General features: G+C 68.8%; 13 protein-coding genes and 1 pseudogene. 5 read left to right on the top strand and 9 right to left on the bottom strand.

Going from position 1 to position 17,636, the window contains the following annotated elements; translation table 11 throughout:
• Positions 1-209 precede the first annotated feature (209 nt).
• Positions 210-515 (bottom strand): annotated as a pseudogene (locus GKQ77_RS33820) (GNAT family N-acetyltransferase); the annotation flags it as partial.
• Positions 516-926: 411 nt separating this feature from the next.
• Here GKQ77_RS33820 and GKQ77_RS03725 point away from each other — a divergent pair.
• Entirely contained in the window at positions 927-1,076 is a 150-nt protein-coding gene (locus tag GKQ77_RS03725; protein ID WP_219687247.1) for a hypothetical protein, read from the top strand.
• Between the two features lie 593 nt (positions 1,077-1,669).
• Here the strand turns inward: GKQ77_RS03725 and GKQ77_RS03715 are convergent.
• The 7 genes from GKQ77_RS03715 to GKQ77_RS03685 all read right to left on the bottom strand — a co-directional run bounded on the left by GKQ77_RS03715 (position 1,670) and on the right by GKQ77_RS03685 (position 12,671).
• On the bottom strand, positions 1,670-2,866 hold the full coding sequence (locus GKQ77_RS03715) for an ABC transporter ATP-binding protein (protein ID WP_258020793.1): 1,197 nt from the start codon (positions 2,864-2,866) through the stop codon (positions 1,670-1,672).
• A complete protein-coding gene (locus tag GKQ77_RS03710; protein ID WP_219687225.1) occupies positions 2,859-3,920 on the bottom strand; it encodes an ABC transporter ATP-binding protein in 1,062 nt (353 codons plus the stop codon). Before GKQ77_RS03710 ends, GKQ77_RS03715 begins: the two co-directional genes overlap by 8 nt.
• 11 nt (positions 3,921-3,931) lie before the next feature.
• On the bottom strand, positions 3,932-4,894 hold the full coding sequence (locus GKQ77_RS03705) for an ABC transporter permease (protein WP_219687222.1): 963 nt from the start codon (positions 4,892-4,894) through the stop codon (positions 3,932-3,934).
• Positions 4,887-5,816 carry an ABC transporter permease gene (locus GKQ77_RS03700; RefSeq protein ID WP_219687221.1) on the bottom strand — a complete coding sequence of 310 codons (930 nt, stop codon included), beginning with the start codon at positions 5,814-5,816 and terminating at the stop codon, positions 4,887-4,889. The genes GKQ77_RS03705 and GKQ77_RS03700 overlap by 8 nt, the downstream gene beginning before the upstream one ends.
• Before the next feature lie 81 nt (positions 5,817-5,897).
• Positions 5,898-7,523, bottom strand: coding sequence for a peptide ABC transporter substrate-binding protein (locus GKQ77_RS03695; protein ID WP_219687220.1), 1,626 nt, complete (start codon positions 7,521-7,523; stop codon positions 5,898-5,900).
• Between the two features lie 492 nt (positions 7,524-8,015).
• Positions 8,016-9,890 carry a translational GTPase TypA gene (typA, locus tag GKQ77_RS03690; RefSeq protein WP_125514907.1) on the bottom strand — a complete coding sequence of 625 codons (1,875 nt, stop codon included), beginning with the start codon at positions 9,888-9,890 and terminating at the stop codon, positions 8,016-8,018.
• A gap of 327 nt (positions 9,891-10,217) precedes the next feature.
• On the bottom strand, positions 10,218-12,671 hold the full coding sequence (locus tag GKQ77_RS03685; protein ID WP_219687219.1) for an ABC transporter family substrate-binding protein: 2,454 nt from the start codon (positions 12,669-12,671) through the stop codon (positions 10,218-10,220).
• Between the two features lie 398 nt (positions 12,672-13,069).
• Between GKQ77_RS03685 and GKQ77_RS03680 the strand changes: the two genes are divergently transcribed.
• From GKQ77_RS03680 to GKQ77_RS03665, 4 genes are read left to right on the top strand one after another with little or no spacing between them, the layout of a single operon-like run.
• Entirely contained in the window at positions 13,070-13,384 is a 315-nt protein-coding gene (locus GKQ77_RS03680) for an Rv0250c family protein (RefSeq protein WP_219687218.1), read from the top strand.
• 37 nt (positions 13,385-13,421) lie between these two features.
• The gene (gene sdhC / locus GKQ77_RS03675; protein WP_219687217.1) at positions 13,422-14,258 is read left to right on the top strand and encodes a succinate dehydrogenase subunit SdhC; all 837 of its coding nucleotides are present in this window, start codon (positions 13,422-13,424) and stop codon (positions 14,256-14,258) included.
• Entirely contained in the window at positions 14,258-16,186 is a 1,929-nt protein-coding gene (locus GKQ77_RS03670; RefSeq protein ID WP_219687216.1) for a fumarate reductase/succinate dehydrogenase flavoprotein subunit, read from the top strand. The genes sdhC and GKQ77_RS03670 overlap by 1 nt, the downstream gene beginning before the upstream one ends.
• Complete coding sequence (locus GKQ77_RS03665; RefSeq protein ID WP_219687215.1) at positions 16,183-16,959, top strand: succinate dehydrogenase/fumarate reductase iron-sulfur subunit; 777 nt, start codon at positions 16,183-16,185, stop codon at positions 16,957-16,959. The genes GKQ77_RS03670 and GKQ77_RS03665 overlap by 4 nt, the downstream gene beginning before the upstream one ends.
• On the opposite strand, the gene GKQ77_RS03660 is transcribed toward GKQ77_RS03665, so the two are convergent.
• The coding region (locus GKQ77_RS03660) for an SMI1/KNR4 family protein (protein WP_219687214.1) at positions 16,859-17,636 on the bottom strand (778 nt) is incomplete at its 5' end. The genes GKQ77_RS03665 and GKQ77_RS03660 overlap by 101 nt on opposite strands.

The raw sequence follows: 17,636 nt of genomic DNA, 5'->3' as shown, positions 1-17,636 counted from the left end.
GACATCACGTTCAGCGAGTTCCGCGAAGAATGAGGGCTCTGTTGTGTTGCGCCAGTAATTGGCATTACTGGCGCAGGGCACCGACAGTTCACCGGATCCCCGCTGTGACGAAATGTCCCGGAGGCTGCTTACTCGAGATACCTCCGCTTCGTCGCATTACGGGCCGGAGTTCGTATCCCCACATCAGTGCCATGGGCACAAAGCAGCGCTCAATGCGGATCCGACGCCAGCCGCGCGTGCAGTTCCACGTCGTGGTGGACGCCGCCGTCGTACGTCAGATTCCGGCGTTGCAGCCCCTCCACTGTGAAGCCCGCCACCCTGGCCACGCGGCACGAGGCGGGGTTGTTCGTGCGGTGGCCCAGTTCCAGGCGGAACAGGGTCAGCTCTTCGAAGGCCCATCGCGAGAGCGCCCCGCAGGCGTACGTGCAGACGCCCTTGCCGCGTGCGGCCGGGTCGTCCAGTACGAGACCCAGCCCGTCGCGGTGGACGCGGTCCACCGCGCCCACCGCGACGTTGCCGAATGGCACACCCGCCCCGCCGTCCACCACCGCCAGGGCGTACGCCGTACCGGCCTCTCCTCGGCCGCGCGGCGGGCTATCCAGCCGACGGCGGCCGAGGGTGAGTCGACCGACCTGTCGTCCTGGCGGCCGTCTCCGGGGCCGGAGAAGGCCGCCAGGACGGCGGGGGCCTCGGGCCGCCAGGGGCGCAGGAGCAGCCCCTCCGGGGGCGGCTGCGGCGGCAGCCGGGGGGCCGGGCATGGTTCCTCTTCCTGACGGGGCGGCGGCCTTCGGAGGTGATGACGTCCCCTCGATCGTCGACTCCTCTGTCACCGGCCCCTCGGCCTCCACCTCCACCACGGAGATCCACATCCCCCCGCGCTCGACCTCCACCCTGAGCCACGAGGCGGACTCGGTCCTGTCGGACCAGTGGCCGCCCGCGCCTTCGCCGTGCCGCTTCAGACCGCGCTCCGTCAGCGCCCCGCCAAGGAGCGCGGCTTCGCGCCGTGCGATGCCCGCGCTCTCGTACAAGGTGACGCGGTGCCGCGCCTGGCGTACGTGTCGGCCTTCCCGCTGTAGGACTCCGTACGGTACTGGGTCTGATCCGGTGCCGGGCGACCCGGGCGACCTGCTCCAGCGGGAGGTCCAAGAATGATGCAGGACCACCGTCTGCCGCTTATGGGCGGGGAACTGCCGCAGTGCCTCGATCAGCGCCACGCGGTCCGCCGAGGGCTCGGGGACATCCGCCGCCGCCCTGTGCCGCCGCTGCGCCCGCAGCCGGTTCCTGGTGTGCTGATGGCGAGCCGCGAGGCCACCGTGCGCACCCACGGCAGCGGATCCCCCCTCCCTGGTCAGCCGCTCCCACCGCTGCCAGGCCCGTACATACGCCTCCTGCATCGCGTCCTCCGCCTCCGCCAGATCCCCGGTCATGGCATGGACCGTGGCGACCAGGCGCTTGGCGGTGCCGGCGTAGAAGGCTTCGAACTCCGCTGTGCCGGCGGAGCCCTCCGGCCGTGTCGCCCATCCCCCTGTCCGCCCTGCAGTCACGCGCGCTGTCGCCCGCTTCTGACTGGTACACGCCCGACGACCGCGGGTTGTTACACGTGAAGGCGCCCCCCGCCACATCGGCAGGGGGCGCCTTCACGTGCGTACGGCCGGAGCCGGGGAGGGTGTTACGCCGCGTGCACGACGTCCTTCTCCTCCGCGAAGTGGCACGCCGACTCGTGGGCCGCCGGGGTGTCCTGGCCTATGAAGCGTTCCGGGATCGCCAGGAGCGGGGTTTCCTTCGCGCACTTGTCCTCCGCCTTCCAGCAGCGCGTGCGGAAGCGGCAGCCGGAGGGCGGGTTCGCCGGGGACGGGACGTCTCCGGTGAGGATGATGCGCTCGCGGCCCTCGCGGGCGGCCGGGTCCGGGACGGGGACCGCGGAGAGCAGCGCCTGGGTGTAGGGGTGCGTCGGGTGGTCGTAGATCTGCTCGTCGGAGCCGATCTCCGCCATCTTGCCGAGGTACATCACGCCCACGCGGTCCGAGATGTGCCGGACGATCGACAGGTCGTGCGCGATGAAGAGGTAGGAGAGGTTGAACTCGTCCTGGAGCTTCTCCATCAGGTTGATGACCTGCGCCTGGACGGAGACGTCCAGCGCCGAGACCGGCTCGTCGCAGATGATGATCTCGGGGTTCAGCGCCAGACCGCGCGCGATGCCGATGCGCTGGCGCTGGCCGCCCGAGAACTGGTGCGGGTAGCGGTTGATGTACTCGGGGTTGAGCCCGACCACGTCCAGGAGGTCCTGGACCTTCCGGCGCCGCGAACCCTTCGGGGCCACCTCGGGGTGGATCTCGTAGGGCTCCCCGATGATGTCGCCCACCGTCATACGGGGGTTCAGGGAGGTGTACGGGTCCTGGAACACCATCTGGATGTTGCGGCGGACCGCCTTCAGCGCGCGCCCGGACAGCTTGGTGATGTCCTGGCCCTTGTAGAAGACCTCGCCGGCCGTGGCCCGCTCCAGGGTCATCAGGAGCTTGGCGACCGTGGACTTGCCGCAGCCGGACTCACCCACGATGCCCAGCGTCTCGCCCTGGTACAGGTCGAAGGAGATGCCGTCGACCGCCTTGACCGCGCCGACCTGCTTCTTGATCAGGATTCCCTGCGTGAGCGGGAAGTGCTTGACCAGGTTGCGGACCTGGAGGATCGGCTCGCCGCGCTCGACCGGGGCCTCGATCGCCGCCACGGCCTCCTCGGCGGTCGCGGCCTCGACCGCCTCCACCTCGGAGACGTTCGGGGTGATGATCACCGGCTCGTCCGTCCCGGAGGGCTTCGAGGCGGAGGGCTTCGAGGCGGAGGGCTTTGAAGCCTTCGTCGGCTCAGCCATGGATCGTCTCCTTCCAGAAGTGGCACGCGCTGCCGCGGCCCGGCAGCAGCGCGCCGTCCCGCTCGGTGACCGGCACCAGGGCCGGGACCTCCGTGCGGCAGACGTCCTGCGCCTTGGGGCAGCGCGGGTTGAAGGCACAACCGGACGGGATCTTCAGCAGGTTGGGCGGCAACCCCTTGATCGCGTACAGCTCGTGGCCCTTCTGGTCGAGCCGCGGGATCGAGTCGAGCAGGCCACGCGTGTACGGGTGCGCGGGGCGCTTGTACAGCTCGTGGACCGGTGCCGTCTCGACGATGCGGCCCGCGTACATGACCGCGATCTTGTCCGCGACGTCGGCGACCACACCGAGGTCGTGGGTGATCAGGATCAGGCCCATGTGGTACTCGCGCTGGAGCTCCGCGAGCAGATCCATGACCTGCGCCTGGACCGTCACGTCGAGCGCCGTGGTGGGCTCGTCCGCGATGATCAGGTCGGGCTCCAGGGCGAGCGCCATCGCGATCATGATGCGCTGGCGCATACCGCCGGAGAACTGGTGCGGGTAGTCGTTCACCCGCTCCCTGGCGGCCGGGATCTTGACCCTGTCCATCAGCTCGATGGCCTTGGCCTTGGCCTCCTTGCGGCCCATCCCCTCGTGCACCCGGAACATCTCGCCGAGCTGGTAGCCCACCGAGAGCACGGGGTTGAGGGACGAGAGCGCGTCCTGGAAGATCATCGCGATCTTGCGGCCGCGGACCTTCCTGCGCTCCTCGTTGGACATCTTCAGCATGTCCTGGCCGCGGAAGAGGATCTCGCCCTGCGGGATCTTCCCGGGCGGCATGTCGAGGATGCCCATGATGGCCTGCGCGGTCACGGACTTGCCGGAGCCGGACTCACCGAGGACGGCGAGCGTCTCGCCCGCGTCCACGCTGTAGTTGACGCCGTTCACCGCCTTGACCACACCGTCCCGGGTGTGGAACTCGACGTGCAGGTCCTTCACGTCCAGGAGCCTGCCGCTCTTCTCCTCGCGCGAGCGGGGGGCGGGAATCGAGTCTTCCTTGATGTCGATGCTGGTCACGTACGCCTCCCTCATCGCAGCTTCGGGTCGAGGGCTTCGCGTACGGCGTCACCCATCATGATGAACGCCAACACCGTGATGCTCAGCATTCCTGCCGGGAAGAACAGCGTGTGCGGGTTGTTGCGGATGTCCTGCGTCGCGGTGGAGATGTCGCCGCCCCATGAGATGGCGTCGTCGGCGAGGCCGAGGCCCAGGTACGACAGGGTGGACTCGGCGACGATGTACGTGCCGAGCGAGATGGTCGCCACGACGATCACCGGAGCGACCGCGTTCGGCAGGATGTGGCGGAAGAGGATCCGCTTCGTCCCGGCGCCGAGCGCACGCGCCGCCATCACATAGTCGGCGTGCTTGGTGGTGATGACCGCGCCGCGCATCACGCGGGCGATCTGCGTCCAGCCGAGGAAGGCCAGCGCGCCCATGACGACCCAGACCGTGCGGTCGGTGAAGGCGTTCAGGACGACCATCGCGCCGAGCAGGAAGGGGATGCCGAAGAACACGTCGATCAGCCGCGAGATCACGCTGTCCCAGAAGCCGCCGAAGTAGCCGGCCAGCATGCCGCACAGGCCGCCGAAGAGGGTGACGAGCAGGGTCACGCCGAGGCCCACGAGGATGGAGTTGCGCGCGCCGTGCACGACACGGGAGTAGATGCTGCGGCCCGTCCTGTCGTACCCGAACCAGTCCGCCTGGAAGACGTGGCTCAGCTCCGGCTTGCCGAGGAAGTGCTTGGCCTGGTCGCCGGTGCCCGGGTCCGCGCCGGTGAACAGGCCGGGGAAGGCCGCCACCAGGAGCAGGATCAGGATCAGGACCGAGGAGATCACGAAGAGCGGGTTGCGCCGCAGTTCGCGCCAGGCGTCGCCCCAGAGGCTGCGGGGCTTGCCCGTCGCGGCGTGGGCCGAGACCGCGGATCCGGCGACGACCTCGTCCTGCGCCGCTGCCGTCTCGTCCGTGGTGGAGGTCTTGGTGAGGTCAGGCATAACGGATCCTCGGGTCCAGGACCGCGTAAAGCAGGTCGACGATCAGGCTGGCTGCGAGGTACACGAGCACCAGGACGGTGACCACACCGACGATGACCGCGCCCTCACGGCGGGCCAGCGCCTGGAAGAGCAGGTTGCCGACGCCCGTCACGTTGAAGATGCCCTCGGTGATGACCGCGCCGCCCATCAGGGTGCCGACGTCGGTGCCGAGGTAGGTGACCACGGGGATCAGCGAGTTGCGCAGCAGGTGCCGGGTGACGATCCGCTGGCGCGGCAGGCCCTTGGCGACGGCGGTGCGCATGTAGTCCGCCTGCCGGTTCTCCGCGATGGAGGTGCGGGTGAGGCGGGCCACGTAGGCGAGGCCGACCATGCCGAGCACGAGGGCGGGTACGAGCAGCTGGCCCATGTCCTCGGAGTCCTGGACCGTGGGTGTGATCCACCCCAGTTCGTTGCCGAAGAAGAGCTGGCAGAGCAGGCCGACCACGAAGATCGGGACGGAGATCACCAGGAGCGTGAAGAGGGTGACCGTGTTGTCGACGAGCCGTCCGCGCCGGATGCCCGCGAGGACACCGAGCGAGATGCCGACGATCAGCTCGAACGTCCAGGCCATGGAGGCCAGTCGCATCGAGACCGGGAAAGCCTGGGTGATCTCGTCGAGCACCGGCCGGTTGCCGGCGATGGTGTTGCCGAAGTCCCCTTGCAGCAGCCCACCCATGTAGTGCAGATACTGCTGCCAGAGCGGCAGATCAAGACCGCGGTCGTGCCGGATCTGCGCGACCTGCGCGGGGTCCGGCGGCTTGTCGCCCCACAGCGCCCGTACGGGATCGCCGGGGAGGACGTTGACCATGATGAAGATCAGCAGTGTCGTCCCGATGAATACCGGGATCATCTGGAGCAGTCGCCGCGCGACATAGCGCCCCATTGTGCCTCCGTCCATTGCGGAGCCGCCCGATGCGGCACCCGGGGTATCCGGGTGCCGCATCGGGGACGGAACTCCGGGCGCCTACTTCTCGAAGACCTCGACGTCCGTCAGGACGGGGTCACCGGCCTGGTCGAACTCCATGTTCTTCACGTTCGTCGAGTAGCCGGAGGTGACCTTGTTGTACCAGAGCGGGATGCCCGGGAAGGACGTCTTGAGCTGCTGCTCGGCCTTCTGGTACAGCTCCGCGGACTCTTCGATCGTCTTGGCGGTGTCGGCCTTCTTGGTGAGCGCGTCGAACTTCTTGTCCGAGAACTCGCCCCAGTTGCCGTCGACACCGGTGCCGTAGAGGTCGGCGAGGAAGTTGCCGTTGAACGGGTAGTCGAGCACCCAGCCGGACCGGTACATCGCCTTGACCTGGCGCTTGTCGCGCACCTCGGTGTCGGCCTGGAAGTCGGTCTTCGGGTCGCCGACGCACTTCACGCCGGTGTTCTTCTGGATGTCGTTGCAGACGGCCGTGACCCAGCCCTTGTGGGGCTGGTCGGCGTTGTACTGGATGGAGATCTTGTTGCCCGGGACGCCGCCGCCGTCCTTCACGAACTGCTTGGCCTTCTTCGGGTTGAACTCGCAGAACTCACCGCAGGCACCGGCCTTGTAACCCTTCACGCCCTTGGCGACCCAGCCGGTGGCCGGCTCACGGGTGCCCGAGAACGTGGTCTTCACGATGGTGTCGCGGTCGATCGCCATCGAAAGGCCCTGGATGACCTTGATGTCGATGTCCTTGAACGTCTTGCTGTACCAGGCGGGGTTGACCGTGTTGATCGCCGAGTAGTCGGACGTGATCGCGCGGTCGCCGAAGTCCTGCTTGTAGTTGGCGAGTTCGCTGTCCGGGATCTGCGGCATCGAGTCGACGTTGTTCGACCGCAGGTCGTTGTAGGCGGCCTGGGGCGTGGTGTACGCCTTGAAGTTGATGCCGCCGTTCTTGGGCTTGTTGTTGCCCTTGTAGGCGGACCAGGCGGTGACCTGGATCGACTTCTTGTGGTCCCAGCTCTTGAACTTGTAGGGACCGTTGCCGACCGGCGCCTCGCCGTACTTCTTCGGGTCCTTCAGCGCTGCCGAGGGCATCGGGTAGAAGGGCGCGTAGACCAGCTTGTAGGCGTAGTACGGGATGCCGTGGTTCAGCGTGATGGTGAAGGTGTTGTCGTCGACGACCTTCAGGCCGGACATGGCCTTCTTCTTGGCCTTGCCCTTGGCCGGGTGGACGTCCTCGTAGCCGATGATGTCGCGGTACCAGGAGCTGTTCTGCTGGCCGTTGGCGGGGTCGGCGGCCCAGTTCCAGGCGTCCACGTACGACTTGGCGGTGACGGCCTCGCCGTTGTGGAACTTCCAGCCCGGCTTCAGCTTGACGGTCCACACCTTGTTCGCCTTGTCGGGAGTGACCGACTCGGCGTTCTCGTAGGTGATGTCGCCCTGCTTGTCGTAGTGCACCAGGCCCGTGAAGAGCGAGTCGATGACGACGCTGCCGTACGCCTCCATGGTGTTGGACGGCTGCAGCGGGTTCTGCGGCTCACCGTTGGCGTAGCTGACGATCCCCTTGGGGTCGACCTTTCCGCTGCCCTTGTTGTCACTGTCGCCGCCGCCACAAGCGGTGGCTGTCAGCGCGACAACACCGGCTATCGCGACCCACTTGGCGCTCTTGGCACCACGCATGGGGTTCCTCCTCATGAGTCCACTTGTTCACTACAAGAGGGGGTACAGGTGATCGCGCCGACACCCCTGACGGCGAAGATCGAGTACCCCAGTGTGCTCGTGAGTCGGCGCTCCCCACAGCGCGTGACCCATTGACCCGAGCTATACGCGGTCAACTATTAGCCATGAGGTACCGGTCGACCACAGTCTTTTGGTCTCGGTTCAATCACACCTGGTCCGTACAACTTCCAAAATCCGGACAAACCGATCCTAGATAGATGGTTGCGAAACGGACGGGTTCTACATCTAACGGTCAGCGACGTCCGCATAGCGGACACTTCGCTGTGAAAAAGGAGTTGCCGCGGACGCCTTCACACGGCAGTGGCCACACCGTACAGCCAGCACAAACGCGAGAGGCCGGCTTCCGCCCAACTCCCTTGCGGGAGGGCGGAAACCGGCCTCATGCGCACCTGGCGCACCACCGGAGGTTTACCAACCGGCGGCGCGGGCGCGTCAGTTGCGCTTGGCGCGCGACGCGGTGCGGCCGCGCTCCTTCTGGTCCAGGACGACCTTGCGGATGCGCACGGTCTCCGGGGTCACCTCGATGCACTCGTCGTCGCGGCAGAACTCCAGGGACTGCTCCAGGGAGAGCTTGCGCGGCGGCACGACGTTCTCCGTGGAGTCCGCGGAGGCGGCGCGCATGTTGGTGAGCTTCTTCTCCTTGGTGATGTTCACGTCCATGTCGTCGGAGCGCGAGTTCTCACCGATGATCATGCCCTCGTACACCTCGGTGCCGGCCTCGGTGAAGATGACACCGCGCTCCTGGAGGTTGATCATCGCGAACGGCGTGACCGTGCCCGCGCGGTCGGCGACCAGGGAGCCGTTGTTACGCGTCTTCAGCTCGCCGAACCACGGCTCGTGGCCCTCGAAGATGGAGTGCGCGATGCCGGTGCCGCGGGTCTGGGTCAGGAACTCCGTACGGAAGCCGATGAGGCCGCGGGACGGGACGATCCATTCCATGCGGATCCAGCCCGAACCGTGGTTCGTCATGGTCTCCATGCGGCCCTTGCGGGTCGCCATCAGCTGCGTGATGGCGCCGAGGTGTTCCTCGGGCGAGTCGATCGTCATGCGCTCGATCGGCTCGTGGACCTTGCCGTTGATCTCCTTGGTGACCACCTCGGGCTTGCCGACGGTCAGCTCGAAGCCTTCCCGGCGCATGGTCTCGACGAGGATGGCCAGCGCCAGCTCACCGCGGCCCTGCACCTCCCAGGCGTCGGGGCGCTCGGTGTCCAGGACGCGGAGCGAGACGTTACCGATCAGCTCCTTGTCCAGGCGGTCCTTCACCTGGCGGGCGGTGACCTTGTGGCCCTTGCCGCCCTTGCCGACCAGCGGCGAGGTGTTCGTGCCGATGGTCATGGAGATCGCGGGCTCGTCGACCGTGATCAGCGGCAGCGCGATCGGGTTCTCGGGGTCGGCGAGGGTCTCGCCGATCATGATGTCCGAGATACCGGCGATGGCGCAGATGTCACCCGGGCCGGCCTTCTCGGCGGGCTTGCGGGTGAGCGCCTCGGTCATCATCAGCTCGGTGATGCGGACGTTCTGCTGGGTGCCGTCGCGCTTGATCCACGTGACGGTCTGACCCTTGCGCAGCTCGCCCTGCTCGACGCGGCAGAGCGCGATACGGCCGAGGAAGTTGTCGGCGTCCAGGTTGGTGACGTGGGCCTGGAGGGGGGCCGACTCGTCGTACTCCGGAGCGGGGACGTGCTCCAGGATCGTGGTGAAGAACGGCTCCAGGCTGTCGCTGTCGGCCGGGACGGTGCCGTCCTCCGGCTTGGTCAGCGAGGCGATGCCGTCACGGCCACAGGCGTAGACGATCGGGAACTCGATCTGGTCCTCGTCGGCGTCCAGGTCGAGGAAGAGGTCGTACGTCTCGTTGACGACCTCGTCGATCCGGGAGTCCGGGCGGTCGGTCTTGTTGATGCACAGGATGACCGGCATCCGGGCCTGGAGGGCCTTGCGGAGCACGAAGCGGGTCTGCGGCAGCGGGCCCTCGGAGGCGTCGACGAGCAGGACGACCGCGTCCACCATCGACAGGCCGCGCTCGACCTCACCACCGAAGTCGGCGTGGCCGGGGGTGTCGATGATGTTGATGGTGATGACGTCGCCGCCATCCTTGGGGTGGTACTTCACGGCCGTGTTCTTGGCCAGGATCGTGATGCCCTTCTCACGCTCCAGGTCGTTCGAGTCCATCATGCGGTCGTCGAGCGACTCCGCGGCGTGGGCGGCGAAGGCGCCGGCCTGCTTGAGCATGGCATCGACGATGGTCGTCTTGCCGTGGTCGACGTGGGCGACGATGGCGACGTTACGAATGTCGTGGCGCGTGGGCATACAGCTGCGCTTCTCCCGGGAAGAGTGGACGGCGGCGCGTACGGTCCGGTACGCGGCCCTGCCGGGCAGACAACACGCCACGGCCTTACCCCAGTCTACGTGGCCCGCGCGGAGGCGGCCTCCGCGGGGGGCTTCGGCGCAGCCGTGAGCGCGCGTGCTTGCTGGGGGCGTCAGGGGTGAAACCGCAGGTCAATGGGTAGATACGACCTTGCCCGCCGGGGTGGCCGACGGGCAAGGGAGTTGAGCGGAATCTGAGCGTCGGTCGCGTGAAGACCTGGTGTACGACTCCTGGACGAGGCGTACGTCACTCTCCGGACGAGATGTGTGTCACTTCGCGGAGGGGGAACCGGACGGCTTCACGCCCGGCTTCAGGAAGCCGATGTTCTCGTAATGCGGGGCCTGGAAGCCGAAGGCTCCGGCGTTGGCCAGGTTCGGGCGGGCCGCCACCAGCTGGGGGCGCTGGTAGAGCGGGATGGAGCCGGCCTCGGCCCAGATGCGGGCGTCGGCCTTCTTCACCAGCGAGCGTGACGTTTCTTCATCGAGTTCGCCCATCGCCTGATCGAACAGCTGGTCGATGTGGTCGGTGCCGACGCGCGTGTAGTTCTGCTCGACGTTCAGCGAGCCGTCCGCGGCCGGGACCGGCTTGGCGAAGATCGGGCGGGCGTCGGTGGCCGGGAAGGCGGAGGCGGGCCACGAGTACAGGGCGAGGTCGTACTGGCCGGACGCGATGTGGTCCTTGAAGTAGCTGCTGTCGGAGACCTTCGCCGTCTCCGTGTGCACGCCGATCCTCTCCAGCATCCGCGAGATCCGGTCGGCGACGGCCCGCAGCGGCTCCGAGCCGTTGCCGGAGGGCAGCACGAAGCGGAGGGTCAGGGGCTTGCCGTCCTTGCCGAGCGGTCCGGCGGGGGCGGCGGCGGGCGCGGCGGTTCCCTTCGGGGCGTACGCGCCGGGGGCGCCGCCCTTGGCCTGGTCCCGGGCGGTGTGGTCGGCGGTGTCCTTCTTCTCGGCGCTGCTCTGTTCGGCGCTGTTCTGTTCGGCGGTCTTCTTCTTTGTGCTGCTCTTCTTGGCGCTGCTCTTCTTAGCGTCCTTTTTCTTAGCGTTCTTCTTTTTGGCGTTGGCCTTCTTGGCGTTGGCCTTCTTGGCGTCCGTCTTCTTCTTGGCCTCGGTCCTGGTGTCGGCCTCGCCCGGGAGGCCGAGGACGTCAGCCTGGCGGGTCAGGGCGGCCCGCTGGTAGGCGGCGGCCGGCGCGGGGGCGAGCACGGAGGTGCTGTTGTCGGCGGCCTTGCCGTCCTCCTCGCCGACGATGTACGTGCCGTCGCCGTTGCCCTCGCCGGATTCCTGGCCGGAGTCGGAGCCGGTACCCGTGCCGGTGCCGGAGTCCGCTTCGGCCTCGCCGCCCGCCGTCTTCGGCTTCTTCTCCTTCAGCTTGTCCTTCAGGGCCCCGCCCGGCGTCCATCCGGCGTCCGCGAGCAGCGCCCGCGCCTCGGCCGTGTCCTGCTCGCCGAGGGCCCCGCTGTTGTCCGCGTACGCCTGCTGCCCGGCGAGGGCGAGATGGCTGCCGACCGGCTCCGCGGGCAGGCCGAGCGGCTTGAGCACCGCCTCCGCGAGCGCCTCGCGGTCCAGGGCGCGGGCCACCGCGCGGCGCACCCGGTCGTCCGCGAGGGGGCCTTCGGAGCCGTTGAGGGCGAGCTGGGTGTAGGCGGGCTCCAGGGACTTGCGGACCACGTAACCGCTCAGGCCCGCCTGTTCGCTCGCGTACTTCTTGATGGCGGTGCGCGTCGCCTGCCGCGCCTCGGTCTCGGCCGCCGCGGCCTCCTCGTCGGAGCCGTGGGCGATCGCCCAGGAGCGCAGCGCCTTGCCGGGGGTGAGCTGTGCGCCGGGGCCGTGGGCCGACTGGCCCTGGTCCGCCTTGCCGCCACTGGCGAGCGTGATCCGGCCGGCCTCCGTGGCGTCGATCTCGGCGAGGTCGACCTTGCCCTTGGCCAGCGCCTCGGCGCGCGCGGTGCGGGACACCTCGCGCAGCACCAGCTTGTCGAGCTTGGCCGGGCGCCCCCACCAGCGCGGGTTGCGTCCCAGCGTCACCGCGCCCGTCTTGCGGTCGATCTCCGACAGGGCGAAGGGCCCCGCGGTCACCTTCAGCTTGCGGCGCGCGCCATCGTTGAAGGTGTCGGGGCTGCCCATGACCTGCTTGGGGTAGAGCGGGGAGAACAGGGCGCGCCAGTCCGCGTACGGCTTGGCGAAGGTGACGCGCACCTCCAGGTTGTTCGCGCCGCGTTCGATCTTCTCGATGCGGTCGTATCCGGCGTTGCGCGCCGTCCAGTACGCGGTGTCCTTGCCGGACAGGGCCCGCCACTGCGCGGCGAAGTCGTCGGCGCCGATCTCCCGGCCGTCACTCCAGACCGCCTGCTGGTTGAGCTTGTAGAGGACGACCTGTCTGGGCTCGCGCTCGACGATCTTCGCCGACTCCAGGAAGTCGGCGTTGCGCTCCGTCCTGCCCTGGGCGTCGAGGCGGAACAGGGACGGCAGGACCGCGCCCGCGATGCGGGAGGTGCCCGCGTCGGCGTCGGACTGGAAGGTGTTGAGGGTCTCGGGCAGCGCGTCGAGCGCCCAGTTCATGGTCCCGCCGTCGGCGACCATGTCCCGGGCCGCCGGGGCGACGTCCTGGCCCGCGGTCGGCCGGCCCGCCTCGTCGCTGGAGCTGCATCCGGCGAGGGTGGGCAGGGCCAGCACCCCCGTCGCGAGGAACACGACAGATCTGACCCTGACGCGGTCGTGGGACATGGGTGGTACCTCCGGGGTCCGGGGCTCGCCCGGCCGCCCGCTACCAGGACCGGGCCGGGTTTGATCACGTTTGGCGGTATATGGAGCTGATCACATCTATGGCCCCACTGAAGGTGACCGGACGGAGCGCGCCGCGGAGCCACGGCGTGGGAGCGCCCAGATCCCACTCGTGCGGCCCAACGGGCGCGTGCGCCCGGCGTGGCCCGGCGCGCGGGAGGGACGGGAGTGGGCGGGACCGGTCGCCGACGGTCGAGATCGGCGCGATAGGCGCGTGTTCCGGCGCATTCACCGCCCCTGATCCGGCAATCGGCGCAGATCCCTTCACAAGCCGGGATGTGACGCGCGACACTCGCAGGCGCATGAGCGTTGCCACCGCACACCTGAAGTGAGGGCAAGTCATGGCTCTGCACGATGAATTGGCGGCCGTACAGCGCTGCGTCGACGACCTGGTCCGTACCGTCGGCAGGCTGGAGCGCCAGGCCGGCGACCAGGTGGCGGACGTCGACGTGCGCCGGGTGCGCGCGGACACCGACCGGCTGAGCGAGAGCGTCGCCCTGCTGCGGGCCGCGGCCCTGCCGCCGAAGCCCCGCGAGGAGCCGCGCGGGCCGGAGCTCGTGACCATCCCCGACACGCCGTACGACAGCGCGCTGTGGACGAGCGGCGGGGACCTCGACGACGAGGGGCTCGGCGGAAGCGGCCGCCACGCCCCCTGACCCCCCAGGTACCCGAGGACGAAGGAGTGGAGCCTCGTTGGCCACCGGCACGGAACCCCAACCGAAGAGCGGAACGGCCCCCGGCGGCGGAGTGCGCGACGGCACGCGCGCCGCGATCGCCGCCGCCCACCTGCGGACCGACCGCTGGTGGCTGGCGCCCGCGGCGACCGCCGCCGGGCTGCTCGCCTTCGTCGTCTACTCGACCTGGCGGGCGTTCGCGAACGCGGACTACTACCAGGCGCCCTACGTCTCGCCGTTCTACTCGCCGTGCCTGGCCGACAACTGCGCGCCGATGCGGTCCGGGCCCAACTGGGAGCTCTTCGGCAGCTGGTGGGGCCTGTCCCCCGCGCTGCTCGTCCTGATCTTCCCGCTCGGCTTCCGGCTGACCTGCTACTACTACCGCAAGGCCTACTACCGCGGCTTCTGGGCGTCACCGCCCGCCTGCGCGGTGGCCGAGCCGCACAAGAAGTACACGGGCGAGACCCGCTTCCCGCTGGTCCTCCAGAACATCCACCGGTACTTCTTCTACGCGGCGGTGCCGGTCGCGGGCATCCTCACGTACGACACCGTGCTCGCGTTCCGCGACGAGCACTACGAGTGGGGCCACATGGGTCTGGGCACCCTCGTCTTCCTCGTCAACATCGTGCTGATCTGGGCGTACACGCTCTCCTGCCACTCGTGCCGGCACATCGTCGGAGGCAAGCTCAAGCACTTCTCCAAGCACCCGGTCCGCTACCGCATGTGGCAGTGGGTCGGGAAGCTGAACGCGCGCCACATGCTGCTGGCGTGGGCGTCGTTGGTGAGCGTGGCACTCGCCGACCTCTACGTGTACCTGATCGCGTCCGGCGCCTTCGACGATCCGAGGTTGTTCTGATGTCTCAAGTGGAGCGGCAGCAGTGGGACGTCGTCGTGGTGGGCGCGGGTGGCGCGGGGCTGCGGGCCGCGATCGAGGCGCGTGAGCAGGGCGCTCGTACGGCCGTGATCTGCAAGTCGCTGTTCGGCAAGGCCCATACGGTGATGGCCGAGGGCGGCATCGCGGCCTCCATGGGCAATGTGAACTCCGGCGACAACTGGCAGGTCCACTTCCGCGACACCCTGCGCGGCGGCAAGTTCCTCAACCAGTGGCGGATGGCCGAGCTGCACGCGCGCGAGGCGCCCGACCGGGTCTGGGAGCTGGAGACCTGGGGCGCCCTGTTCGACCGCACGCCGGACGGGCGGATCTCCCAGCGCAACTTCGGCGGGCACGAGTATCCGCGCCTCGCGCACGTCGGCGACCGCACCGGCCTCGAATTGATCCGCACCCTCCAGCAGAAGATCGTCTCCCTTCAGCAGGAGGACTTCCGCGAGTTCGGGGACTACGAGGCACGGCTGAAGGTCTTCCAGGAGTGCACGGTCACGCGCGTGCTGAAGGACGGCGACCGGGTCAGCGGGACCTTCTGCTACGACCGCGAGTCGGGCCGCTTCTTCGTGCTCGAAGCGCCCGGTGTGGTCCTCGCGACCGGTGGCATCGGCAAGTCCTTCAAGGTGACGTCGAACTCCTGGGAGTACACCGGTGACGGGCACGCGCTCGCGCTGCTCGCCGGGGCGCCCCTGCTCAACATGGAGTTCGTGCAGTTCCATCCGACGGGCATGGTCTGGCCGCCGTCGGTCAAGGGCATCCTCGTCACCGAGTCCGTGCGCGGCGACGGCGGGGTGCTCAGGAACTCCGAGGGCAAGCGGTTCATGTTCGACTACGTGCCCGACGTCTTCAAGGAGAAGTACGCGCAGTCGGAGGAGGAGGGCGACCGCTGGTACGAGGACCCGGACCACAACCGCCGCCCGCCCGAACTGCTGCCCCGTGACGAGGTCGCGCGCGCCATCAACGCGGAGGTCAAGGCGGGCCGCGGCTCACCGCACGGCGGGGTGTTCCTGGATGTGTCGACCCGGATGCCCGCGGAGGTCATCAAGCGCCGGCTGCCGTCCATGTACCACCAGTTCAAGGAGCTGGCGGACGTCGACATCACGGCGGAGGCGATGGAGGTCGGGCCCACCTGTCACTACGTGATGGGCGGCATCGCCGTCGACTCCGACACCGCCGCCGCGCGCCGCGTCACGGGGCTCTACGCCGCGGGCGAGGTCGCGGGCGGCATGCACGGCTCCAACCGGCTCGGCGGCAACTCCCTGTCCGATCTGCTCGTCTTCGGGCGCCGCGCGGGGCTGCACGCGGCGCGCTACGCGGCGGGTCTCGCCGCGCGGCCCGTGGTGGACGAGACGCAGGTGGACACGGCGGCGGCGGAGGCGCTGCGGCCGTTCAGCGCGGAGGGGCCGAAGGACGGGGCGACGCCGGAGAATCCGTACACCCTCCACCAGGAACTGCAGCAGACCATGAACGACCTGGTCGGCATCATCCGCCGGGAGGCCGAGATGGAGCGGGCCCTGGAGAAGCTCGCCGAGCTGCGGGTGCGGGCGCGGCGGGCCGGGGTCGAGGGGCACCGCCAGTTCAACCCGGGCTGGCACCTGGCGCTCGACCTGCGCAACATGCTCCTGGTCAGCGAGTGTGTGGCGCGGGCCGCCCTGGAGCGCACGGAGAGCCGTGGCGGCCACACCCGCGAGGACCATCCGGGGATGAACCGCGAGTGGCGGCGCGCCAATCTCCTGTGTCAGCTGGCCGATCCCAGCGGTGGCCTGGCGGCCACCGATCCCGTACGCGGTCAGATCGACCTCGTCCGGGTGACGACCGAACCCATTCGCCCGGACCTGCTCGCCCTCTTCGAGAAGGAGGAGCTGGTCAAGTACCTGGCTGACGAGGAGCTGTACGAATGAGCGCGAGTTCGTACGACGCACGGTTCAAGGTCTGGCGCGGGGATCCGGGCGGCGGTGGCCTCGAGGACTTCAAGGTCGAGGTGAACGAGGGCGAGGTCGTGCTCGACATCGTCCACCGCCTCCAGGCCACGCAGGCGCCCGACCTCGCGGTGCGGTGGAACTGCAAGGCGGGCAAGTGCGGTTCGTGCTCGGCGGAGATCAACGGCCGGCCTCGGCTGATGTGCATGACGCGCATGTCGGTCTTCGAGCGCGACGAGGTCATCACGGTGACGCCGCTGCGGGCCTTCCCCGTCGTGCGCGACCTGGTGACGGACGTCGGCTTCAACTACACCAAGGCGCGCGAGGTCCCGGCCTTTGTGCCGCCCTCGGGCGTCGGGCCCGGTGAGTACCGCATGCAGCAGGCGGACGTGGACCGCTCGCAGGAGTTCCGCAAGTGCATCGAGTGCTTCCTGTGCCAGGACACCTGCCATGTGGTGCGCGACCACGAGGAGAACAAGGGGGCCTTCGCCGGGCCGCGCTTCCTGATGCGGGTCGCCGAGCTGGACATGCATCCGCTGGACGCGGCGGCGGAGTCCGGCCTCGACCGCAAGCGGGCGGCACAGGAGGAGCACGGGCTCGGGTACTGCAACATCACCAAGTGCTGTACGGAGGTGTGTCCCGAGGGCATCAAGATCACGGACAACGCGCTGATTCCCCTGAAGGAGCGGGCCGTTGACCGTAAGTACGATCCGCTGGTGTGGCTGGGGAACAAGATCCGGCGGCGCGGGGAGTAACGCTGTCCGCGGGCGGCTGGTGTGCCTGGCGTTCCGCGCGGTTCAGCCAGTGGAGGTACCAGGGGGCGAAGGTGAGGCGGCCGGGCTTTCCGATGAGCTGGACCGGGAGCAGGCCTTCGGCGGCCGCCCTCGCGTCGTGCCACATCGTGCCGCGTGCGGGGCCGGTGAGGGCGAGCAGGGTGTAGTAGCCGCAGCCCTGGGAGCTGACGCAGAGCGTGCCCTCGCTCAGGGCGTCGAGGAGTTCGTCCTCTCGGGTGTCCCAGGCGTGGTGGTCGCGGCAGAACCGCTCCTCGTCGGCCGCCGTGTCGCCGTAGTCCGCGCGTCGGGGCTCCGCCTCCTGGTGGGCGGCGAGTTCGCCGGTGCGTTCGGGGCGGAAGAGGAGTGCGGAGTGGTCGGTCGCGGGCGGCGCGTCCGGCTCGACCGGCTTTATGGGGAACAGGCCGTAGTCGGGGCCCGCCCCGCCCGCGCCGACCTCCAGGAGGAAGGTGCGGTACTCGGCGGGGAAGGTCACGCCACGGTGCCGTTCGACCGCCGCGACTTCTTCTTCCGTTAGCACGGGAAGCAGCTCGAAACGGTGGCCGTACGTGTGGAAGTCCGCGCCGAACACCGCCTTCCAGTTCGGCGCTCCGCGCAGGGCGAGCACGCGCTCCCGTACCCCCGTCCAGGTACTCCTCATC

This window comes from Streptomyces anatolicus, from assembly GCF_019400875.1.
GTDB lineage: Bacteria > Actinomycetota > Actinomycetes > Streptomycetales > Streptomycetaceae > Streptomyces > Streptomyces anatolicus.
The sequence above is the reverse complement of the archived record's forward strand: the minus strand, read 5'-3'. Positions and strand labels throughout refer to the sequence as shown.